The sequence below is a fragment of the Nocardioides pini genome (genome assembly GCF_026712185.1).
Taxonomy (GTDB): domain Bacteria; phylum Actinomycetota; class Actinomycetes; order Propionibacteriales; family Nocardioidaceae; genus Nocardioides; species Nocardioides pini.
In genome coordinates, this window is sequence record NZ_JAPPUX010000001.1 from 152,143 (window position 1) to 169,421 (window position 17,279).

Below are 17,279 nucleotides of genomic sequence, written 5' to 3' on the forward strand. Positions count from 1 at the left end.
TCATCACATGACGCACGACCCCGTCCTCCGCACGGCGTCGCACCCGACGTTCGGTGTCGGCGTGATCGGCGCCGGCCGGGTCGGTGCCGTCCTGGCCGCCGCGCTCCGCGCCGCGGGCCACGACGTCGTCGCCGCCGCCGGCGAGTCCGACGCCTCCCGCGGTCGCATCGACGAGCTGCTGCCCGGCGTCCGGGCCGCCAAGCCGACCGACGTGGCGCGCGCCAGCGACCTGCTGCTGCTCACCGTCCCCGACGACATGCTGTCCAACGTCGTCACGATGCTCAGCGCGAGCGGTGCGATCCACGAGGGACAGGTGGTCGCGCACACGAGCGGCCGGCACGGCCTGGCGGTGCTCGAGCCGGCCCGCGAGGTCGGCGCGCGGACGATCGCGCTGCACCCCGCGATGACCTTCACCGGCACGGCGGTCGACCTGCCCCGGCTCGCCGGCTGCGTGTTCGGCGTGACCGCCGCCGACGCCGACCGCGAGCTCACCGAGTCGCTCGTCGCCGACCTCGGCGGCCGCGCGATGTGGGTCCCCGAGGAGCGTCGCACGCTCTACCACGCCGGCCTGGCCCACGGCGCCAACCACCTCGTCACCCTCGTCGCCGAGGCGATGGAGATCCTGTCCGCCGCCGGTGCCGAGGACCCTGCCGCCACGCTGCGCCCGCTGCTCACCGCTGCCCTCGACAACGCGCTGGAGGACGGCGACGCCGCCCTCACCGGCCCGATCGTGCGCGGAGACGTGGAGACCGTCCGCGCGCACGTGGCCGATCTCCGGGCGACGGCGCCGCAGACGCTGCCGTCCTACCTCGCGATGGCCCGCGCCACCCTGGGCCGCGCGGTGACCGACGGCCGCCTGCTGCCCATCCGCGCCACCAAGATGCTCGGCGTCCTCGACGCCGCGGCCGCCCCGACCCCCCTCGACCGGCAGGCTCGATGACCACCACCCCCGCCCTCGCGTCGACCCGCGAGGAGCTGGCCGGCCTGCTCGCCGGCGCCCGCCGGACGGGCGAGCGGGTCGCCTTCGTCCCCACCATGGGCGCCCTGCACGACGGCCACGCCAGCCTGGTGCGGGCGGCGCGTGCGGCCACCACCGGACCGGTGGTGGTCAGCATCTTCGTCAACCCGATGCAGTTCGCCCCGACCGAGGACCTCGACCGCTACCCCCGCACCCTCGACGCCGACCTCGAGGTCTGCGCCGCCGAAGGTGTCGACGTCGTCTTCGCCCCCAGCGTCGCGGAGATGTACCCCGGCGGCTTCAGCCACGAGTCCGTCCACGACGGCGTCACCGTGGCTCCCGGGGCGCTGGCGACGATCCTCGACGGCGCGTCGCGGCCCGGCCACTTCGACGGGGTGCTGACCGTCGTCGCCAAGCTCTTCGGCCTGGTCCGCCCGGACGTGGCGGTGTTCGGGCAGAAGGACTACCAGCAGCTCGTCCTCGTCCGCCGCATGGTCCGCGACCTCTGCATGGGCGTCGAGGTCGTCGGCGCCGAGACGGTCCGCGAGCCCGACGGCCTGGCCCTGTCCAGCCGCAACCGCTACCTCGACGACGGCCAGCGGGAGGTCGCGGTGGCCCTCAGCCGGGCGCTCCGCGCCGCGCAGGAACGGGCGCCGTACGGCGTACCTGCCGCGCGCTGGGCCGCGATGTCGGTCCTCAAGGCCGAGGCCGGCCTCGAGCTCGACTACCTCGCGCTCACGTCGCCCGACCTCGGTGAGCCGCCCGAGACGGGAGAGGGCCGCATCCTCGTGGCCGCGCGGGTCGGCACCACGCGGCTGATCGACAACATGCCCCTCACGTTCGACCGCATCGCCCCCGATGCGACACCGGCGGGGACCGCGTCCGCGGCCTCGACCACCTCTGGAAGGAGCAGCTGATGCTGCGCACGATGATGAAGTCCAAGATCCACCGGGCCACCGTGACCCAGGCCGACCTGCACTACGTCGGGTCGGTCACCGTCGACGAGGACCTGCTCGACGCCGCGGACCTGCTGGCGGGCGAGCTCGTCCACATCGTCGACGTCACCAACGGGGCCCGCCTCGAGACGTACACGATCGCCGGCGAGCGCGGCTCGGGCGTCATCGGCATCAACGGCGCCGCCGCCCGGCTGGTGCACCCCGGCGACACGGTGATCCTGATCGGCTACGGCCAGATGGACACCGCCGAGGCCAGGGAGCTGGTGCCGCACGTCGTCTTCGTCGACGCCGACAACAAGATCATGGGCACCGGCTCCGACCCCGCCGACACCTTCGACGACGAGACGCTGTCCCGCGGCGACCTCGTCGCTCGATAGCCTGCGCGGATGACCTCCCACCGGCCGGTCCCGGGCCGCCTCCGTGCCCCGGCGCCCGGCTGGACCACCCGCGCCGACGTCGTGGTGGTGGGCTCGGGCATCGCCGGGCTCACCGCGGCGCTGCGCATCCACGCCGCCGACCCCGCCCTGCACCTGCTCGTCGTCACCAAGGACGTCCTCGCGGCCGGCTCGACGCAGTGGGCCCAGGGCGGCATCGCCGCCGCGCTCGGGCCCGGTGACACCCCCGAGCAGCACGAGCGGGACACGCTCGTGGCCGGCGCAGGGGCGTGCGACGTGGACGCCGTGCGCGTGCTGGTGACGGAGGGCCCGGAGGCGGTGCACGAGCTGATCGCCCTCGGCACGCAGTTCGACCACCACCCCGACGGCGAGCTGTCGCTGACCCGCGAGGGCGGCCACCACCGCGACCGCATCGCGCACGCCGGCGGCGACGCCACCGGCGCGGAGATCCAGCGCGCGCTCATCGCCGCGGTCGAGCGGGCGCCGGAGATCGAGGTCGTCGAGCACGCACTGGCCGTCGACCTGCTCCGTGCCGCCGACGGCGGCGTCGCCGGCCTGACGCTGCACGTGCTCGGCGAGGGCCAGCGCGACGGCGTGGGCGCCGTGCACTGCCGGGCGGTCGTCCTCGCCTCGGGCGGGCTCGGCCAGGTCTTCAGCCAGTCCACCAACCCCAGCGTGTCCACCGGCGACGGGATGGCCGTCGCGATCCGGGCAGGCGCCCGGCTCCGCGACCTCGAGTTCGTCCAGTTCCACCCGACCGTCATGTGGCTCGGCCCCGACTCCCAGGGCCAGCAACCGCTCATCTCCGAGGCGGTGCGCGGCGAGGGCGCGTTCCTCGTCGACTTCGACGGCACCCGCTTCATGCAGGGCCAGCACCCGCTCGCCGACCTCGCCCCGCGCGACGTCGTCGCCAAGGCGATCACCCGCCGGATGATCGAGACCGGTCGCCCGCACATGTGGCTCGACGCCCGGCACCTGGGCTCCGCATTCTGGGAACGTCGCTTCCCGACCATCCTCCGCGTCTGCCGCGAGCACGGCGTCGACCCGGTGACCGAGCTCGTGCCGGTCGCGCCGGCCCAGCACTACGCGTCCGGCGGCGTGGCGACCGACCTCTGGGGGCGTACGACGGTGCCCGGCCTCTACGCCACCGGCGAGGTCGCCTGCTCCGGGGTCCACGGCGCCAACCGGCTGGCGTCCAACTCGCTGCTCGAGGGCCTGGTCTTCTCCCGACGCATCGCGGACGTGCTGCCCGGTGAGCTCCGCGACTGGGCCGACCCCGTCCCGGACGAGCGGCCCGAGGGCCTCGTGCCGGGCGAGCACCGCCGGCCGATGCAGGAGACGATGACCAGCCGTGTCGGGGTGCTCCGCCACGCGGCCGGCCTCGCCGAGGCGCTGGCGTTCCTCGGCTCGCTCGACCACGGCGCCGCCGAGGTCGGCCCCGACGCCTGGGAGACCACCAACCTGGTCACCGTCAGCACCGCCCTCGCCGAGGCCGCGGCGCTGCGCACGGAGACCCGGGGCTCCCACTGGCGCGAGGACCACCCCGAGCGCGACGAGACCCGGGCCGGGCACGTCGACTCGTGGCTCGACGCCCACGGTCGCGTCGCCGTCGAGTGGACCTACGCCCCCTCGACGGATCCCTCGACCCAGGAAGTGCCCGCATGACGAGCCTGCGCGACGTGCCCACCGAGGTGGTCGACGACCTCACCGCGGCCGGCCTCGACCCGGACCACGTCTGGGACGTGGTCGCGCGCGCGCTGGCGGAGGACCTCCCCGAGCGGCCCCACGTGGACCCGACGAGCGAGTCGACGATCCCGGCCGATGCCCGCGCCGAGGCGGTCTTCGCCGCTCGCGAGCCCGGGGTGGTCGCCGGCCTCGCGGTCGGTGCCGTCGCGTTCTCCGCGGTCGGTGCCCACGCCACGATCACCGAGCGGCTGCCCGACGGCACCCGTGTCGCGAAGGGCGACGTCGTGATGCGCGTCGAGGGACTGACGCAGCGGATGCTCGTCGCCGAGCGCACCGCGCTCAACCTCGCGTGCCACCTCTCCGGCATCGCGACGGCCACGTCCCGCTGGGTCGAGGCGCTGGCCGGCTCCCCGACCCGGGTGCTCGACACCCGCAAGACCCTCCCCGGCCTGCGCGCCCTGCAGAAGTACGCCGTGCGCTGCGGCGGCGGGGTGAACCACCGCGCCAGCCTCCAGGACATGGCGATGGTCAAGGACAACCACGTCCTCGCCGCCGGAGGAGTGCTCCCGGCGCTCGAGGCGATCCGTGGCCGGCACCCGGGGCTGCCGGTCGAGGTGGAGGTGACGACGCTCGACCAGCTCGACGACCTGCTCGCCCTGCCCGAGCCGCCGGAGCGGATCCTGCTCGACAACATGACCGACGAGCTGATGGCGGACGCCGTACGACGTACGGCCGGGCGGGTGCCGCTGGAGGCCAGCGGCGGGATCACCCTCGAGCGGGCCGCGCGCATCGGTGCCACGGGCGTCGACTTCGTCTCGGTCGGCGCGCTCACCCACTCCGTGACGGTCTTCGACATCGGCATGGATCTCCTTCCATGAGCCTGCTCGCCGCCGACATCGGCAACAGCCACACCTTCCTCGGCCTGCTCGACGGCGAGGAGGTCACCGCTCACTGGCGCGTCAACACCGACGAGCGCCGGACCGCCGACGAGTGGTCGGTGCTGCTGCACGGGCTGCTCGACGAGCGGCTCGACGACGTGGACGGCATCGTCGTGTGCGCCACGGTCCCGGCTGTGCTGCACGAGTGGCGCGAGATGCTCGAGCGCCACTTCCACGACGTCACCGCGATCGTCGTCGAGCCGGGCGTGCGCACCGGCATCCCGGTGCTGATGGACAACCCGCGCGAGGTGGGCACCGACCGCATCGTCAACTCGCTGGCCGCGGCGACGATCTACGGCGGACCCGCGATCGTCGTCGACTTCGGCACCGCGACGACGTTCGACGTCGTCAACGGCAAGGGCCAGTACGTCGGCGGTGCGATCTCGCCCGGCATCGAGATCTCCCTCGAGGCGCTGGGGCGTCGCGGCGCGCAGCTGCGCAAGGTCGAGCTCGCGCGCCCGCGCTCGGTGATCGCCAAGAACACGGTCGAGGCGCTCCAGAGCGGGATGGTGTTCGGCGTCGCGGCGCAGGTGGAGGGCCTGGTGGCGCGGATGATCGCCGAGCTCGGGGTCCCGGCCGACGACGTCACCGTCATCTCGACGGGCCACCTCGCAGCGCTCCTCGTCGACGACTGCTCGTGCTTCACCGAGCACTCCCCGTGGCTGACCCTCCAGGGGCTGCGGCTGGTGTTCGAGCGCAACTCCTAGGACCTCGGCCGGGGGCCGCTCGGCCGGCACGTAGCATCACGGGGTCCTGACCATGATCCACGGGGGTGCTCGAGGTGACGTCACGCGTCGCGGGAGCTGCGCAGCCACACGTCGGCGAAAAGGGCGACCCCTCGCGGACGTCCGACGACCCCGGGGCCCCGGACGGGCGGAACGCGCGGCACGGCCTGGTCGTGGGCGCCCTGGTGGCCGCGCTGGTCGGTGCGTGCGCCGTCGTCGTCGCGGGCGGCAGCCCTGCCGCGCTGCTGATCGTCGCCGTGGCCTCGACGACGATCGCCCTGCGCCCGTGGCTCACGACGACCCTCGCCCTCGCAGCGGTCCTGTCGGGGGCGTTCGCGCTGCTCGCGGTGGGCATGCGGCTGTGGCCCGCGCTCGGAGCCCCGCTCACCGCGTTGCTGGCCGTCCCGGCCGTCGTCGCCGCCGCGAGCCTGGTCGTGGTGTGGCGACGTCGTACGACAGCACTCGCGATGTCGCGCGGCGAGCTGGGGCTCGGAGCGGCACTGGCGATGGTCTCGGTGCTGCAGGTCGTCACGGTGCCGCTGTCGCGGTGGCTCTCGGACAGCCCGAAGCTCGCCTGGATGATGCGCAACGACAACACCTGGAACCTGGTCTCCTCCCGGTTCATCGTCGAGGACGGGGGTCTCGACCCGGCCTCCCACCGCAACCCGGCGCCCCTCGCCAACGAGGTCGTGGCGCTCGTCGCCGCACCCGGGCGATCGGCGGTCGCCCGGGGCGACCTGCTCGCCCACGACCTCTACCGCGCGTCCGAGGCGCTGTTGCTGCTGGTGGGTGCCACCAGCCTGCTGGCGGGTCTCCTCGTGGCCGCGGCCTTCCCGGCGGCGAGGGTCTGGAGCCGTGCCGTCCTCGGCCTGCTCGCCGCGGTGATCCCCTGGACGTGGTCGCTGGCCGGCCTCGTGTTCGTCTACGGCTTCTGGAACTCCATGCCCTCCGCGATCCTGGTCCTGGCGGCGTGGGCGGCGTGGACCTCCTCCGAGCGCCGTCCCGTGGTCTCCTCCGGTGTCCTCGCGCTCGTCGGCACCGGGCTGCTGGCCGCCTGGGCGCCCCTGGTCCTGCTGCCCGCCTGCCTCGGTGTCGCTGTGGTGGTGTGGCGGCGACGCGCTCACCTCGACCTCCGCGGGCCGGCGCTCGTCGCCTGGCTCACGCCGCTGGTCGTCCTCTTCGCCTACGTCGCGCTCGTCACGCGCGGCGACATCACGGCCGCATCCGACGCGCTCGCGGCGGAGGGCCTGTTCCCCGCGTACGGCGAGAACCTGCCGCCCGTGTTCTGGCTGGTCCCCCTGGGACTGCTGCTCGTGCTGTCGGTCTGGACGTCGGTGCGCCTGGACCTCGTGGGCGTCGCGGTGGTCGGGCTGGCGGGGGCCATCGGGATCCTCTACCTGATGCACCAGAGGGCGGGATCGGAGGGAGGGCCCTGGGGCTACTACCCCCAGAAGTTCGCGTGGACCCTCTCGTTCCTCGCGCCGATGGTCCTGCTCATGTCGGCCCGGGGCGCGTTCGCCGTCCCGGGGTTGCGGCGCGCCCAGCGCGCCAGCCTGGTCGCCGGACCGGCCATGCTCGCGGGCGTGCTCCTCTGGCAGATCCCGCCCGCCGACCCCCGGCCGGTGAGCTCCATCGACTACCCGGTCGCGCACCGCACGCCCGACTACCGGTTGTCCTCGGTCCTGCCCGCGGTGTCGATCGCGCTCCCGGACCGGTCCAGCGCGCTCGACCCGGCGGTCACCGACCTCCTGCGCCTGGAGGACCCGGCGCGGAAGGTCATCGTGTCGCGGTGGTTCGAGGACCCCGGCGACAACGCCTTCGCCAACTTCTGGCTGCTGCAGCTCCCGGTCGACAAGGACGACGAGCTGCCGCGGCCCTACGCGTACGGCCTCGACAGCTTCGACCCGGTCGGACTGTGCGCCCTGGTGCGTGACTGGGGTGGAGGTGTCGAGCTGTACACCCACAGCGAGACCCTCGAGCAGGAGATGAGGGCCGAGTGCCCGCGACTGGAATTCGACGTCCTGCTGCGGTGAGGCCGCCGGCATTCTCGCGGGCCGAATGAATGGCGGTCGGGAATGATCCGACTTCCCTTCACCGCCCATTCGCCGGGTCGTATTCCGACCCGTTTGCCGAGGCGACATGGATGGAATTTTACGCAGAATATGTCAGGGAATTCCTGACTCCTTTGTGCGAATGCAGCACTGCTGCCACACTGCCTGCGACGCGTTTAGCCCCGAGCGCGCGAAAAGCAAAGGAATTCACGATGGCACAAAAGGTCAACATCGTTCTCGTCGACGACCTCGACGGTACCGAGGCCACCGAGACCGTGTCCTTCGGCCTTGACGGCACCACCTACGAGATCGACCTCAACGACGCGAACGCCGCCTCCCTCCGTGAGGCGCTGAGCGGCTACGTCGGCCACGCGCGCAAGGTCACCGGTGGTGGCCGCCGCGCCCGCCGCTCGTCCGGCAGCTCCTCCTCCGCGTCGTCCTCGAACACCAAGGACGTGCGCGAGTGGGCCAAGGCCCAGGGCATGGAGGTCTCCGAGCGCGGCCGGATCTCCGCCGACGTCCAGCAGGCCTACGACGCCGCCCACTGACGTACGCCGTCCCGGTGGAGGCTGCCGAGCCCGTTCGCTGATAGCGGACGGGCTCGTCTGTGCCCCGGGAACACGTAGGCTGATGTCGGGCGTTGAGCCCAGTGTCCGCAACCCGGCGCCCGCGCCGGACCCGTGGACCACGCAGACGTAGAGGAGCGCACATGTTCGAGCGGTTCACCGACCGAGCCCGGCGAGTTGTCGTGCTGGCCCAGGAAGAGGCCCGCATGCTCTCCCACAACTACATCGGGACCGAGCACATCCTGCTCGGGCTCATCCACGAGGGCGAGGGCGTCGCAGCCAAGGCCCTCGAGTCCCTCGACATCTCCCTGGAGGCCGTGCGCGCCCAGGTCGAGGAGATCATCGGCCAGGGCCAGCAGGCCCCGTCCGGCCACATCCCGTTCACGCCGCGCGCCAAGAAGGTGCTCGAGCTCTCGTTGCGCGAGGCGCTCCAGCTCGGCCACTCCTACATCGGCACCGAGCACATCCTGCTCGGCCTGATCCGGGAGGGCGAGGGCGTCGCGGCCCAGGTCCTGCAGAAGCTCGGCGCCGACCTCAACCGGGTCCGCCAGCAGGTCATCCAGCTGCTCAGCGGCTTCCAGGGCAAGGAGTCGGCCACCGCCGGCGCCCAGACCTCCGGCTCCGGTGGCGAGGCACCCTCGAGCTCGCTGGTCCTCGACCAGTTCGGCCAGAACCTCACCCAGGCCGCGCGCGAGGGCAAGCTCGACCCCGTCATCGGGCGCGAGCAGGAGATCGAGCGCGTGATGCAGATCCTGTCGCGCCGCACGAAGAACAACCCGGTCCTCATCGGCGAGCCCGGCGTCGGCAAGACCACGATCGTGGCCGGCCTCGCGCAGGACATCGTCAAGGGCAACGTGCCCGAGACGCTGAAGGACAAGCAGATCTACACGCTCGACCTCGGCGCCCTGGTCGCCGGCTCGCGCTACCGCGGTGACTTCGAGGAGCGCCTCAAGAAGGTGCTCAAGGAGATCCGCACCCGCGGCGACATCGTGCTGTTCATCGACGAGATCCACACCCTCGTCGGCGCCGGCGCGGCCGAGGGCGCGATCGACGCCGCCAGCATCCTCAAGCCGATGCTGGCCCGCGGTGAGCTGCAGACCATCGGCGCCACCACGCTCGACGAGTACCGCAAGTACCTCGAGAAGGACGCCGCGCTCGAGCGCCGCTTCCAGCCGATCCAGGTGCAGGAGCCCTCGATCGCGCACACCATCGAGATGCTCAAGGGTCTCCGCGACCGCTACGAGGCCCACCACCGCGTCACCATCACCGACGAGGCCCTGGTCTCGGCGGCGACGCTGGCCGACCGCTACATCTCCGACCGGTTCCTGCCGGACAAGGCCATCGACCTCATCGACGAGGCCGGTTCGCGACTGCGCATCCGCCGGATGACCGCGCCGCCGGACCTGCGCGAGTACGACGAGAAGATCGGCGACGTGCGCCAGCGCAAGGAGGCCGCGATCGACGGGCAGGACTTCGAGGCCGCGGCCCGCCTGCGCGACGAGGAGAAGCAGCTCTCCGCCCGCCGTGCCGAGCGCGAGAAGCAGTGGCGCGCCGGTGACCTCGACGAGATCGCCGAGGTCGACGAGGAGCTCATCGCCGAGGTCCTGGCCGTGGCCACGGGCATCCCGATCGTGAAGCTCTCGGAGGAGGAGTCCACCCGTCTGCTCAAGATGGAGGACGAGCTGCACAAGCGCGTCATCGGGCAGGAGGAGGCCGTCAAGGCGCTCTCCCGCGCGATCCGTCGTACGCGTGCCGGGCTCAAGGACCCCAAGCGTCCCGGCGGGTCGTTCATCTTCGCCGGCCCCTCCGGTGTCGGAAAGACCTGGCTGTCCAAGACGCTCGCGGAGTTCCTCTTCGGCGACGAGGACGCGCTCATCCAGCTCGACATGAGCGAGTTCTCCGAGAAGCACACCGTGTCGCGTCTGTTCGGTTCGCCTCCCGGCTACGTCGGTTACGAGGAGGGCGGCCAGCTCACCGAGAAGGTGCGCCGCAAGCCGTTCTCCGTCGTCCTCTTCGACGAGGTCGAAAAGGCCCACCCCGACATCTTCAACAGCCTGTTGCAGATTCTCGAGGAGGGTCGCCTGACGGATTCGCAGGGTCGCGTCGTCGACTTCAAGAACACCGTCATCATCATGACCACCAACCTCGGCACGCGCGACATCTCCAAGAGCGTGAACCTCGGCTTCGGGCAGACCGGCGACGCCGCCGGCTCCTACGAGCGGATGAAGGGCAAGGTGTCGGAGGAGCTCAAGCAGCACTTCCGCCCCGAGTTCCTCAACCGTGTCGACGAGATCGTGGTCTTCCCGCCGCTGTCGCGCGAGCAGATCATCGCGATGGTCGACAACATGATCGACGCGGTCGAGCTGCGGCTCAAGGACCGTGACATGTCCCTCGAGCTCACGCAGCCCGCCAAGGACCTGCTGGCCGAGCGTGGCTTCGACCCGGTCCTCGGTGCCCGACCGCTGCGCCGCACGGTGCAGCGCGAGATCGAGGACGTGCTCGCCGAGAAGATGCTCTTCGGCGAGGTCGGTCCCGGCCAGATCGTCCTGGTCGGCGTGGAGGGCGAGGGCACGGAGGCGACGTTCACCTTCCGCGGCCAGAAGAACTCCACCGTCCCCGACATGCCTCCGCTGGAGACGGTCGTGGAGGGCTCGGCGGGCGACGGTCCCGACGACTCCGCCGGCCCGACGGACATCCCGAAGTCCGCGGAGTCCTGACCGGGCACTTCCTCGCGGTAGAAGCAGCCTGACCGGGCGGTTCCTCGCGCACCAGCGCGAGGAACCGCCCGGTCAGTGCATTTCAGCGCGAGGAACTGCCCGGTCAGCCGGGGAGCGACCAGCGGTCCGCAGCGACCCGGGTGAGCAGCCCGTCGGCGACCAGCGCGTCGAGGCAGCGCTCGCGCTGCTCCCGCTCCGGCCAGGCCGCCTCGACCTGGGCGCGGCCGACCGAGTCGGCCTCCCGGGCGAGGGCGAGGATCCGGCCGCGGCACTGCCGGTCGGTGCCCGCCCACGCCTGTCCGCGGCGGGGCGGTCCGTCGTACGCCGGGAAGCCGGCGCCGCGCCACGTGCACGCCGCCGCGATCGGGCAGGCGTCGCACGACGGCTGGCGTGCGGTGCACACCAGCGCCCCGAGCTCCATCGTGGCGACCGCCCATGTCGCGGCGGTCGCGGGGTCGTCGGGCAGCAGCGTCGTCGCGACGTCCCGCTCCGCCCGGGTGACCGCCGGCGCGGGGAGCTCGCGTCCGGTGACCGCGCGCGTGAGGACCCGGCGGACGTTGGTGTCGAGCACGACGTGCCGCTGGCCGAAGGCGAAGCTGGCGATGGCGGCGGCGGTGTAGTCACCGATGCCCGGCAGCGCGAGCAGGTCGTCGTACGACGCCGGCACCTCGCCGTCGTGGCGCTCCACGATGGCCGTCGCGGCCGCGTGGAGGCGCAGCGCTCGTCGGGGGTAGCCGAGCCGGCCCCACATCCGCACGGCCTCACCGGTCGACTCGCCCGAGAGCGCGGCGGGGGTCGGCCAGCGCTCGAGCCAGGCTGCGTGGACCGGCAGGACGCGCGCCACGGGCGTCTGCTGCAGCATGAACTCGCTGACCATCACCGACCACGGCGTGGCGGAAAGCCCCCGCCACGGCAGCTCGCGTGCGTGGTCGTCGTACCAGTCGAGCACGGCGTCGTGCAGCGTGCCGGGTGCGAGTGCGTCCATCGCGGCGATCGTAGGTGAGCCGGTGCGCCTCCGCCGAGACGGGCCCGCGGCTACCTAACCTGAGCGCATGCCGACGACCGTACGACCTCGTGGGCCGCTGCCGGCCCGGGTCTACTGGACCCGACGGCTCGTCGTGCTCGCCGTCCCGGTGCTGCTCGTCGTCGTGCTCGCCCGCGTGCTGGGCGGCTCGGCCGACGGCAAGGACCCCGGCACGGCTCGGGCCACGCAGGCCGGCGCCACCACGGCCGCTACCGTGGCGCCCACCGCCGGCCCGACCGCCGAGGTGGCGCCGGGCACCGGCAGGAAGGGCAAGAAGGGCAAGAAGGACCGCACGGTCGAGACCGCGCCGCCGGAGCCGGTCCTCGCCGAGCCGACCGGACCCTGCACCGAGTCGGACATCGTCGCGACGCCCGCGCTCACCTCCGCACCCGGTGGCGCCGACGTCCCGATCACCGTCAACCTCCGCACGATCGCCACCGAGGCCTGCACGTGGCAGGCATCCCCAGAGACGATGACCGTCACGATCACCTCCGGCAGCGACTACATCTGGAGCAGCCGCGAGTGCCCGGCGTCGATCCCGCCGCAGGACGTGGTGGTCCGCCAGGCGGTCGACGCACCGGTCGTCGTCACGTGGTCGGCCAGGCGCTCGGACGAGGGCTGCACCAAGTGGACCGACTGGGCGATGCCCGGCTTCTACCACGTCGAGGCGGCTGCCCTCGGCGGCGACGGCACCGACGTGCAGTTCGAGCTCACGGGGGGTGTCCCCGCGGTGGTCACCACCACCGCCGACCCGCAGCCGCAGGGCGGCGGGAAGAACAAGAGCGGCGACACCTCGCACACGCCCGGCGAGGACGGCGGCGGCAACAGCGACGGCTGACTCGGGCCCTTCGGCCCTGCCGGAGCCCCCGGCCCTGCGGGAGGCTTGAGGTGTCGCAGGAGGCAGACCGATGACCGCCGTCCACCCACGCATCGACACCGACGCCACGACCAGCCTGCACCGGGCATGGTGGTCCCTGCTCGGCTTCTTCGTGACCTTCGTGCTCGCGTTCGTGGTCGGGGAGGGCCTGGCGTCGGCGCTCGCCCACCCATCGGGCGGTGACCAGCCTGCCGAGCTGTGGGTCATGGTGGTCGCGACGGTGCCGGCGCTCGTGGTCTTCGCCCTGCCGGCCGTCCCCGCCGTGCTCTACGCGCGCCGGGCCGTGCGGCTCGGCGAGCCCCGCGGGCGGACCCCCGCGGTCGTCGCGGTCGTCGTGGCTGCGACCTTCGTGGTCCTCAACCTCGTCTCGGCGGTCGGGGTGCTGCTGGGGGGCTGAGTCGTCGTACGCCCCGCGCGCGGTTGTCGACGTCGGATCGACGTGCGGGCTCCTGCGTCATACGAAGTCGAACGTATGGGTGCGGGTTCGCATGACGCAGCAGGGGTTGCGGGGGATGGCGCACCGCTCCGGGAGCCGCGCCTCAGATGTAGCGCTCGGTGATGCTCGACTCCGCGAGGCGGGAGAGACCCTCGCGCACGCTGCGGGCGCGGAGCTCGCCGACGCCCTCGACGGCCTGGAGGTCGTCGATGCCGGCAGAGAGCAGCTGCTGGAGGCCGCCGAAGTGGTCGACGAGGCGGTCGACGACGGCGGCGGGCAGGCGGGGGACCTTGGCGAGGAGGCGGTAGCCGCGCGGCGCGACCGCCGCGTCGAGGTGCTCGGCACCGCCGAGGCCGATGGCGCGGGCCACCGAGGCCGGGTCGACCAGCTCGGTCGGCAAGAGCGCCGCGAGCTCGGCGACGTGGGACGACGGGTCGGCCTGCCGGCGACGGCCGCCCGGCAGGTAGTCGCGCACCACGAGATCCCGCTCGGCGTCGACGCCCGTCACGAGCTCCTCGAGCTGGAGCGAGAGCAGGCGTCCGTCGGTGCCGAGCTCGAGGACGTAGTCCTCGATCTCGCTGGCGATGCGGATGACCATCTCGAGCCGCTGGGCGACGACGGCGACGTCGCGCACCGTCACGAGGTCCTCGATCTCGAGGGCGGAGAGGGTGGCCGAGACCTCGTCGAGGCGGAGCTTGTAGCGCTCGAGCGTGGCGAGGGCCTGGTTGGCGCGGGAGAGGATCTTGCCGGAGTCCTCGAGGACGTGGCGGATGTCGCCGACGTAGGCCGCGATGATCTGCATCGACTGCGACACCGAGACGACCGGGTGGCCCGTCTGCTTGGCGACCCGCTCCGCGGTGCGGTGGCGGGTGCCGGTCTCCTCGGACGGGATCGTGTGGTCGGGCATCAGGTGGACGGCCGCCCGGTGGATGCGGGTGATGTCCTTGTCGATGACGATGGCGCCGTCCATCTTGGCCAGCTCGCGCAGGCCGGTGGCGGTGAAGGGGACGTCGAGGGTGAACCCACCGGTCGAGATCGACTCGACGGTCCGGTCGAGGCCCATGACGATCAGCGCGCCGGTGCGGCCCCGGAGGATGCGCTCGAGGCCGTCGCGCAGGGGCGTGCCGGGCGCGATCGAGGCCAGGGTCGCGCGCAGCCTCAGCTGCTCGTCGATGCGCTCTGCCACCGGTCCTCCACGTGCTCTCTCCTCGGGCGCCCCCGTGCGCCATCGGGTGAAGTGTAGGGGTGGGAGCCCCTCGTCCACCGATCGTTCCGGCCCAGCGGCAGCCCGCCGGCGCTCCGGCGGCCCCCGGGCGTCAGAGGGGTGGGGTCAGGTCGAGGGTCAGCAGGGCGCCCACGACGTCGTCCACCTCCACCACGCGGAGGCCGTCGACCATCCGGCGCGAGGGGATCCCGCGCTCGCTCGGCAGCGCCCGCCCGCGGGGGACCACCGCCACCTTGAAGCCGAGGCGCGCCGCCTCGGCGATGCGCTGCGGCAGGTCGCGCACCCGGCGCAGCTCGCCGGCCAGGCCGATCTCGCCGATGGCCACGGCGCCACGCGGCGGCGGCACGCCGAGGTGGGAGCTGGCGACGGCGACCGCGATGGCCAGGTCGGCCGCCGGGTCGTGCAGCTTGGCCCCGCCGACGGTCGCCACGAACGTGTCGCTCCCAGCGATCCGCAGCCGGGCGTGGCGCTGGAGGACGGCGAGCACCATGTCGACCCGCGACGACTCCACGCCCGAGACCGTCCGTCGCGGCCGCTCGAGCGGGGACGGCGTCAACAGCGCCTGCACCTCGGCCAGCAGCGGCCGGCGTCCTTCCATGGTCACGGCCACGCAGGTGCCGGAGACGTCCTGGGTGTGGTGCTCGACGAACAGCCCGGTCGGGTCGGTGACGGCCGCGATGCCCTCGGAGGAGAGGTCGAAGCAGCCCACCTCGTCGACGGGGCCGTAGCGGTTCTTCATGGCGCGCACCATGCGGAAGCGGGAGTTGCGGTCGCCCTCGAAGTGGAGCACCACGTCGACGAGGTGCTCGAGCACACGCGGTCCGGCGATCGACCCGTCCTTGGTGACGTGGCCGACGAGCACGGTCGTGATGTTGCGGGTCTTGGCGACGCGGATCAGCGCGGCGGCGACCTCCTTGACCTGGGTGACCCCGCCGGGGACGCCGTCGATGCCCGACGCGCCGATCGTCTGGACCGAGTCGACGACCAGCAGCGTCGGGCGGACCGCCTCGATGTGGGTGAGGACCGCCCCGAGGTCGGTCTCCGCGGCGAGGAACAACTCGTCGTGCACGCCGCCGGTGCGGTCGGCGCGCAGCCGCACCTGGGCGGCCGACTCCTCGCCGGTGACGTAGAGGGTGCGCTGCCGGGTGCGGGCGGTCTGCGCCGCCACCTCCAGCAGCAGCGTGCTCTTGCCGACGCCCGGCTCGCCGGCCAGCAGGATCGCCGCGCCCGGCACCAGCCCGCCGCCGAGGACGCGGTCGAGCTCCGGCACGCCGCTGGTGCGCGCGACCGACTCCGTGATCGCAACCTGGCCGATGGGCACCGCAGGGGTGGAGACCGGCCCGGCCGCGGCGCGCAGGGTCGGCGCGCCCGCCTCGGCGACGGAGCCCCAGGCCTGGCACTCGCCACAGCGGCCGACCCACTTGGCGGTCTCCCAGCCGCACTCGGAGCACCGGTAGGAGGAGCGCACGCGGGCGGTCTTCGTCGACATGGGCCACACGCTAGGCGAGCCCACCGACACCGCGACGTCCGCCGCGCACGCGACCGCTCACCCGTCGGGCGGGCGTGCGCGACCGGGGCCGGGGCTTATGCTCACCTCGATTGGATCGATCTAGGGCGATCGCACAGGGGGGACCGATGGCGCGCAACGAGCACCGGACGGCAAGCACGCTGCCGGTCACGCCGCCGACCCTCGCCGACGTCGCCGAGCGCGCCGGAGTGTCACGCCAGACGGTGTCCAACGCGGTCAACAACCCTGACCTGCTCCGCCCCGACACCCTCGAGCGCGTGCGCCAGACGATCGCCGAGCTCGGCTACTCGCCCAACCGAGCCGCGCGCAACCTCCGCACCCGGACCTCCTCCCTCATCGGCCTGCGCTTCGCCCCCGCCCAAGAGGGCACCGCCAACGCAGCGATGGACCGGTTCGTGCACTCCCTCGTCGAGGCCAGCGAGGGGGTGGGCTACCACGTCCTGCTGTTCCCGGGCGACGACGAGGACCCGATCGGCGGCTACGACAACCTGCTGCGCTCGACCGCCGTCGACGCCTTCGTCGTCACCGACACCTACCTCGGCAACCCGCAGGCCGCGTGGCTGAGCCAGCAGCGTGCGCCCTTCGTGGCCTTCGGACGGCCGTGGCACGACGACGAGGCCCGCCACGTGTGGGTCGACGTCGACGGCGCCGCGGGCATCGCGCTCGCCACCCAGCACCTCATCGACCGCGGCCACACCCGGATCGCCTGGATCGGCTGGCGCAAGGACTCCCCGATCGGCGAGGACCGCCGCTCGGGCTGGGTCCGCACCATGCACCAGAACGGCCTCTCAACCACCGGCCTGGCCTCCCGCGTCGAGGACGTCGTGCACAGCGGCGCCGAGGCGGCCGCCGTACTGCTCGACGAGTCCGCCCCGACGGCGTTCGTCTGCGCGTCCGACACCCTCGCGATGGGCGTCCTCCACACGCTCTGGATCCGTCAGCTCGCTCCCGGCCGCGACATCGCGGTGGTCGGCTTCGACGACTCCCAGGTGGCCCAGGTCTACCCGGTGGGGCTCACGTCCGTACGCCAGCCGCTGGAGGACGTGGCGGTCGAGATCATCCGCACCCTGCGTGCCCTGCTCACCCACCAGCCGGTGGAGACCCGGGGCATCCTCCTCGAGCCGACGCTGGCCATCCGCGAGTCGAGCTGAGAACGGCCCCAGCGCCGGTCAACCGCACGGGCCTCGCCGTCGTCCT

General features: G+C 72.9%; 15 protein-coding genes. 12 read left to right on the forward strand and 3 right to left on the reverse strand.

Translation table 11 applies throughout. The annotated features are described in order from the left end of the window. The first annotated feature begins 7 nt into the window (after nucleotides 1-7). The 9 genes from NYO98_RS00740 to NYO98_RS00780 all read left to right on the forward strand — a co-directional run bounded on the left by NYO98_RS00740 (nucleotide 8) and on the right by NYO98_RS00780 (nucleotide 10,992). Entirely contained in the window at nucleotides 8-940 is a 933-nt protein-coding gene (locus NYO98_RS00740) for a Rossmann-like and DUF2520 domain-containing protein (RefSeq protein ID WP_268109603.1), read from the forward strand. Next, the gene (gene panC, locus NYO98_RS00745; RefSeq protein WP_268109604.1) at nucleotides 937-1,875 is read left to right on the forward strand and encodes a pantoate--beta-alanine ligase; all 939 of its coding nucleotides are present in this window, start codon (nucleotides 937-939) and stop codon (nucleotides 1,873-1,875) included. The genes NYO98_RS00740 and panC overlap by 4 nt, the downstream gene beginning before the upstream one ends. Beyond that, nucleotides 1,875-2,291: an aspartate 1-decarboxylase gene (gene panD, locus NYO98_RS00750; RefSeq protein ID WP_268109605.1), complete on the forward strand. Its 417-nt coding sequence runs from the start codon at nucleotides 1,875-1,877 to the stop codon at nucleotides 2,289-2,291. Before panC ends, panD begins: the two co-directional genes overlap by 1 nt. Nucleotides 2,292-2,300: 9 nt before the next feature. Beyond that, the gene (locus tag NYO98_RS00755; RefSeq protein WP_268109606.1) at nucleotides 2,301-3,974 is read left to right on the forward strand and encodes an L-aspartate oxidase; all 1,674 of its coding nucleotides are present in this window, start codon (nucleotides 2,301-2,303) and stop codon (nucleotides 3,972-3,974) included. After that, entirely contained in the window at nucleotides 3,971-4,873 is a 903-nt protein-coding gene (nadC, locus tag NYO98_RS00760; RefSeq protein WP_268109607.1) for a carboxylating nicotinate-nucleotide diphosphorylase, read from the forward strand. Before NYO98_RS00755 ends, nadC begins: the two co-directional genes overlap by 4 nt. Beyond that, a complete protein-coding gene (locus NYO98_RS00765) occupies nucleotides 4,870-5,640 on the forward strand; it encodes a type III pantothenate kinase (protein ID WP_268109608.1) in 771 nt (256 codons plus the stop codon). Before nadC ends, NYO98_RS00765 begins: the two co-directional genes overlap by 4 nt. Before the next feature lie 74 nt (nucleotides 5,641-5,714). Beyond that, nucleotides 5,715-7,691 carry a hypothetical protein gene (locus tag NYO98_RS00770; RefSeq protein ID WP_268109609.1) on the forward strand — a complete coding sequence of 659 codons (1,977 nt, stop codon included), beginning with the start codon at nucleotides 5,715-5,717 and terminating at the stop codon, nucleotides 7,689-7,691. 230 nt (nucleotides 7,692-7,921) lie between these two features. After that, a complete protein-coding gene (locus NYO98_RS00775) occupies nucleotides 7,922-8,257 on the forward strand; it encodes a histone-like nucleoid-structuring protein Lsr2 (RefSeq protein ID WP_268109610.1) in 336 nt (111 codons plus the stop codon). A 161-nt stretch (nucleotides 8,258-8,418) separates the two neighbouring features. Next, complete coding sequence (locus tag NYO98_RS00780) at nucleotides 8,419-10,992, forward strand: ATP-dependent Clp protease ATP-binding subunit (RefSeq protein ID WP_268109611.1); 2,574 nt, start codon at nucleotides 8,419-8,421, stop codon at nucleotides 10,990-10,992. 103 nt (nucleotides 10,993-11,095) lie between these two features. Here the strand turns inward: NYO98_RS00780 and NYO98_RS00785 are convergent, their stop codons facing one another. Further along, the gene (locus NYO98_RS00785; protein ID WP_268109612.1) at nucleotides 11,096-11,977 is read right to left on the reverse strand and encodes an HhH-GPD family protein; all 882 of its coding nucleotides are present in this window, start codon (nucleotides 11,975-11,977) and stop codon (nucleotides 11,096-11,098) included. A gap of 67 nt (nucleotides 11,978-12,044) precedes the next feature. On the opposite strand from NYO98_RS00785, the gene NYO98_RS00790 reads away from it, so the two are divergent. Both NYO98_RS00790 and NYO98_RS00795 read left to right on the forward strand, forming a co-directional pair. After that, nucleotides 12,045-12,854: a hypothetical protein gene (locus NYO98_RS00790; RefSeq protein WP_268109613.1), complete on the forward strand. Its 810-nt coding sequence runs from the start codon at nucleotides 12,045-12,047 to the stop codon at nucleotides 12,852-12,854. A gap of 70 nt (nucleotides 12,855-12,924) precedes the next feature. Then, the gene (locus NYO98_RS00795) at nucleotides 12,925-13,290 is read left to right on the forward strand and encodes a hypothetical protein (protein ID WP_268109614.1); all 366 of its coding nucleotides are present in this window, start codon (nucleotides 12,925-12,927) and stop codon (nucleotides 13,288-13,290) included. A gap of 142 nt (nucleotides 13,291-13,432) precedes the next feature. On the opposite strand, the gene disA is transcribed toward NYO98_RS00795, so the two are convergent. Beyond that, on the reverse strand, nucleotides 13,433-14,515 hold the full coding sequence (gene disA, locus NYO98_RS00800) for a DNA integrity scanning diadenylate cyclase DisA (protein WP_268109615.1): 1,083 nt from the start codon (nucleotides 14,513-14,515) through the stop codon (nucleotides 13,433-13,435). A 130-nt stretch (nucleotides 14,516-14,645) separates the two neighbouring features. Further along, the gene (radA, locus tag NYO98_RS00805) at nucleotides 14,646-16,043 is read right to left on the reverse strand and encodes a DNA repair protein RadA (RefSeq protein WP_268109616.1); all 1,398 of its coding nucleotides are present in this window, start codon (nucleotides 16,041-16,043) and stop codon (nucleotides 14,646-14,648) included. Nucleotides 16,044-16,189: 146 nt separating this feature from the next. On the opposite strand from radA, the gene NYO98_RS00810 reads away from it, so the two are divergent. Further along, a complete protein-coding gene (locus tag NYO98_RS00810; protein WP_268109617.1) occupies nucleotides 16,190-17,233 on the forward strand; it encodes a LacI family DNA-binding transcriptional regulator in 1,044 nt (347 codons plus the stop codon). Nucleotides 17,234-17,279: the final 46 nt, after the last annotated feature.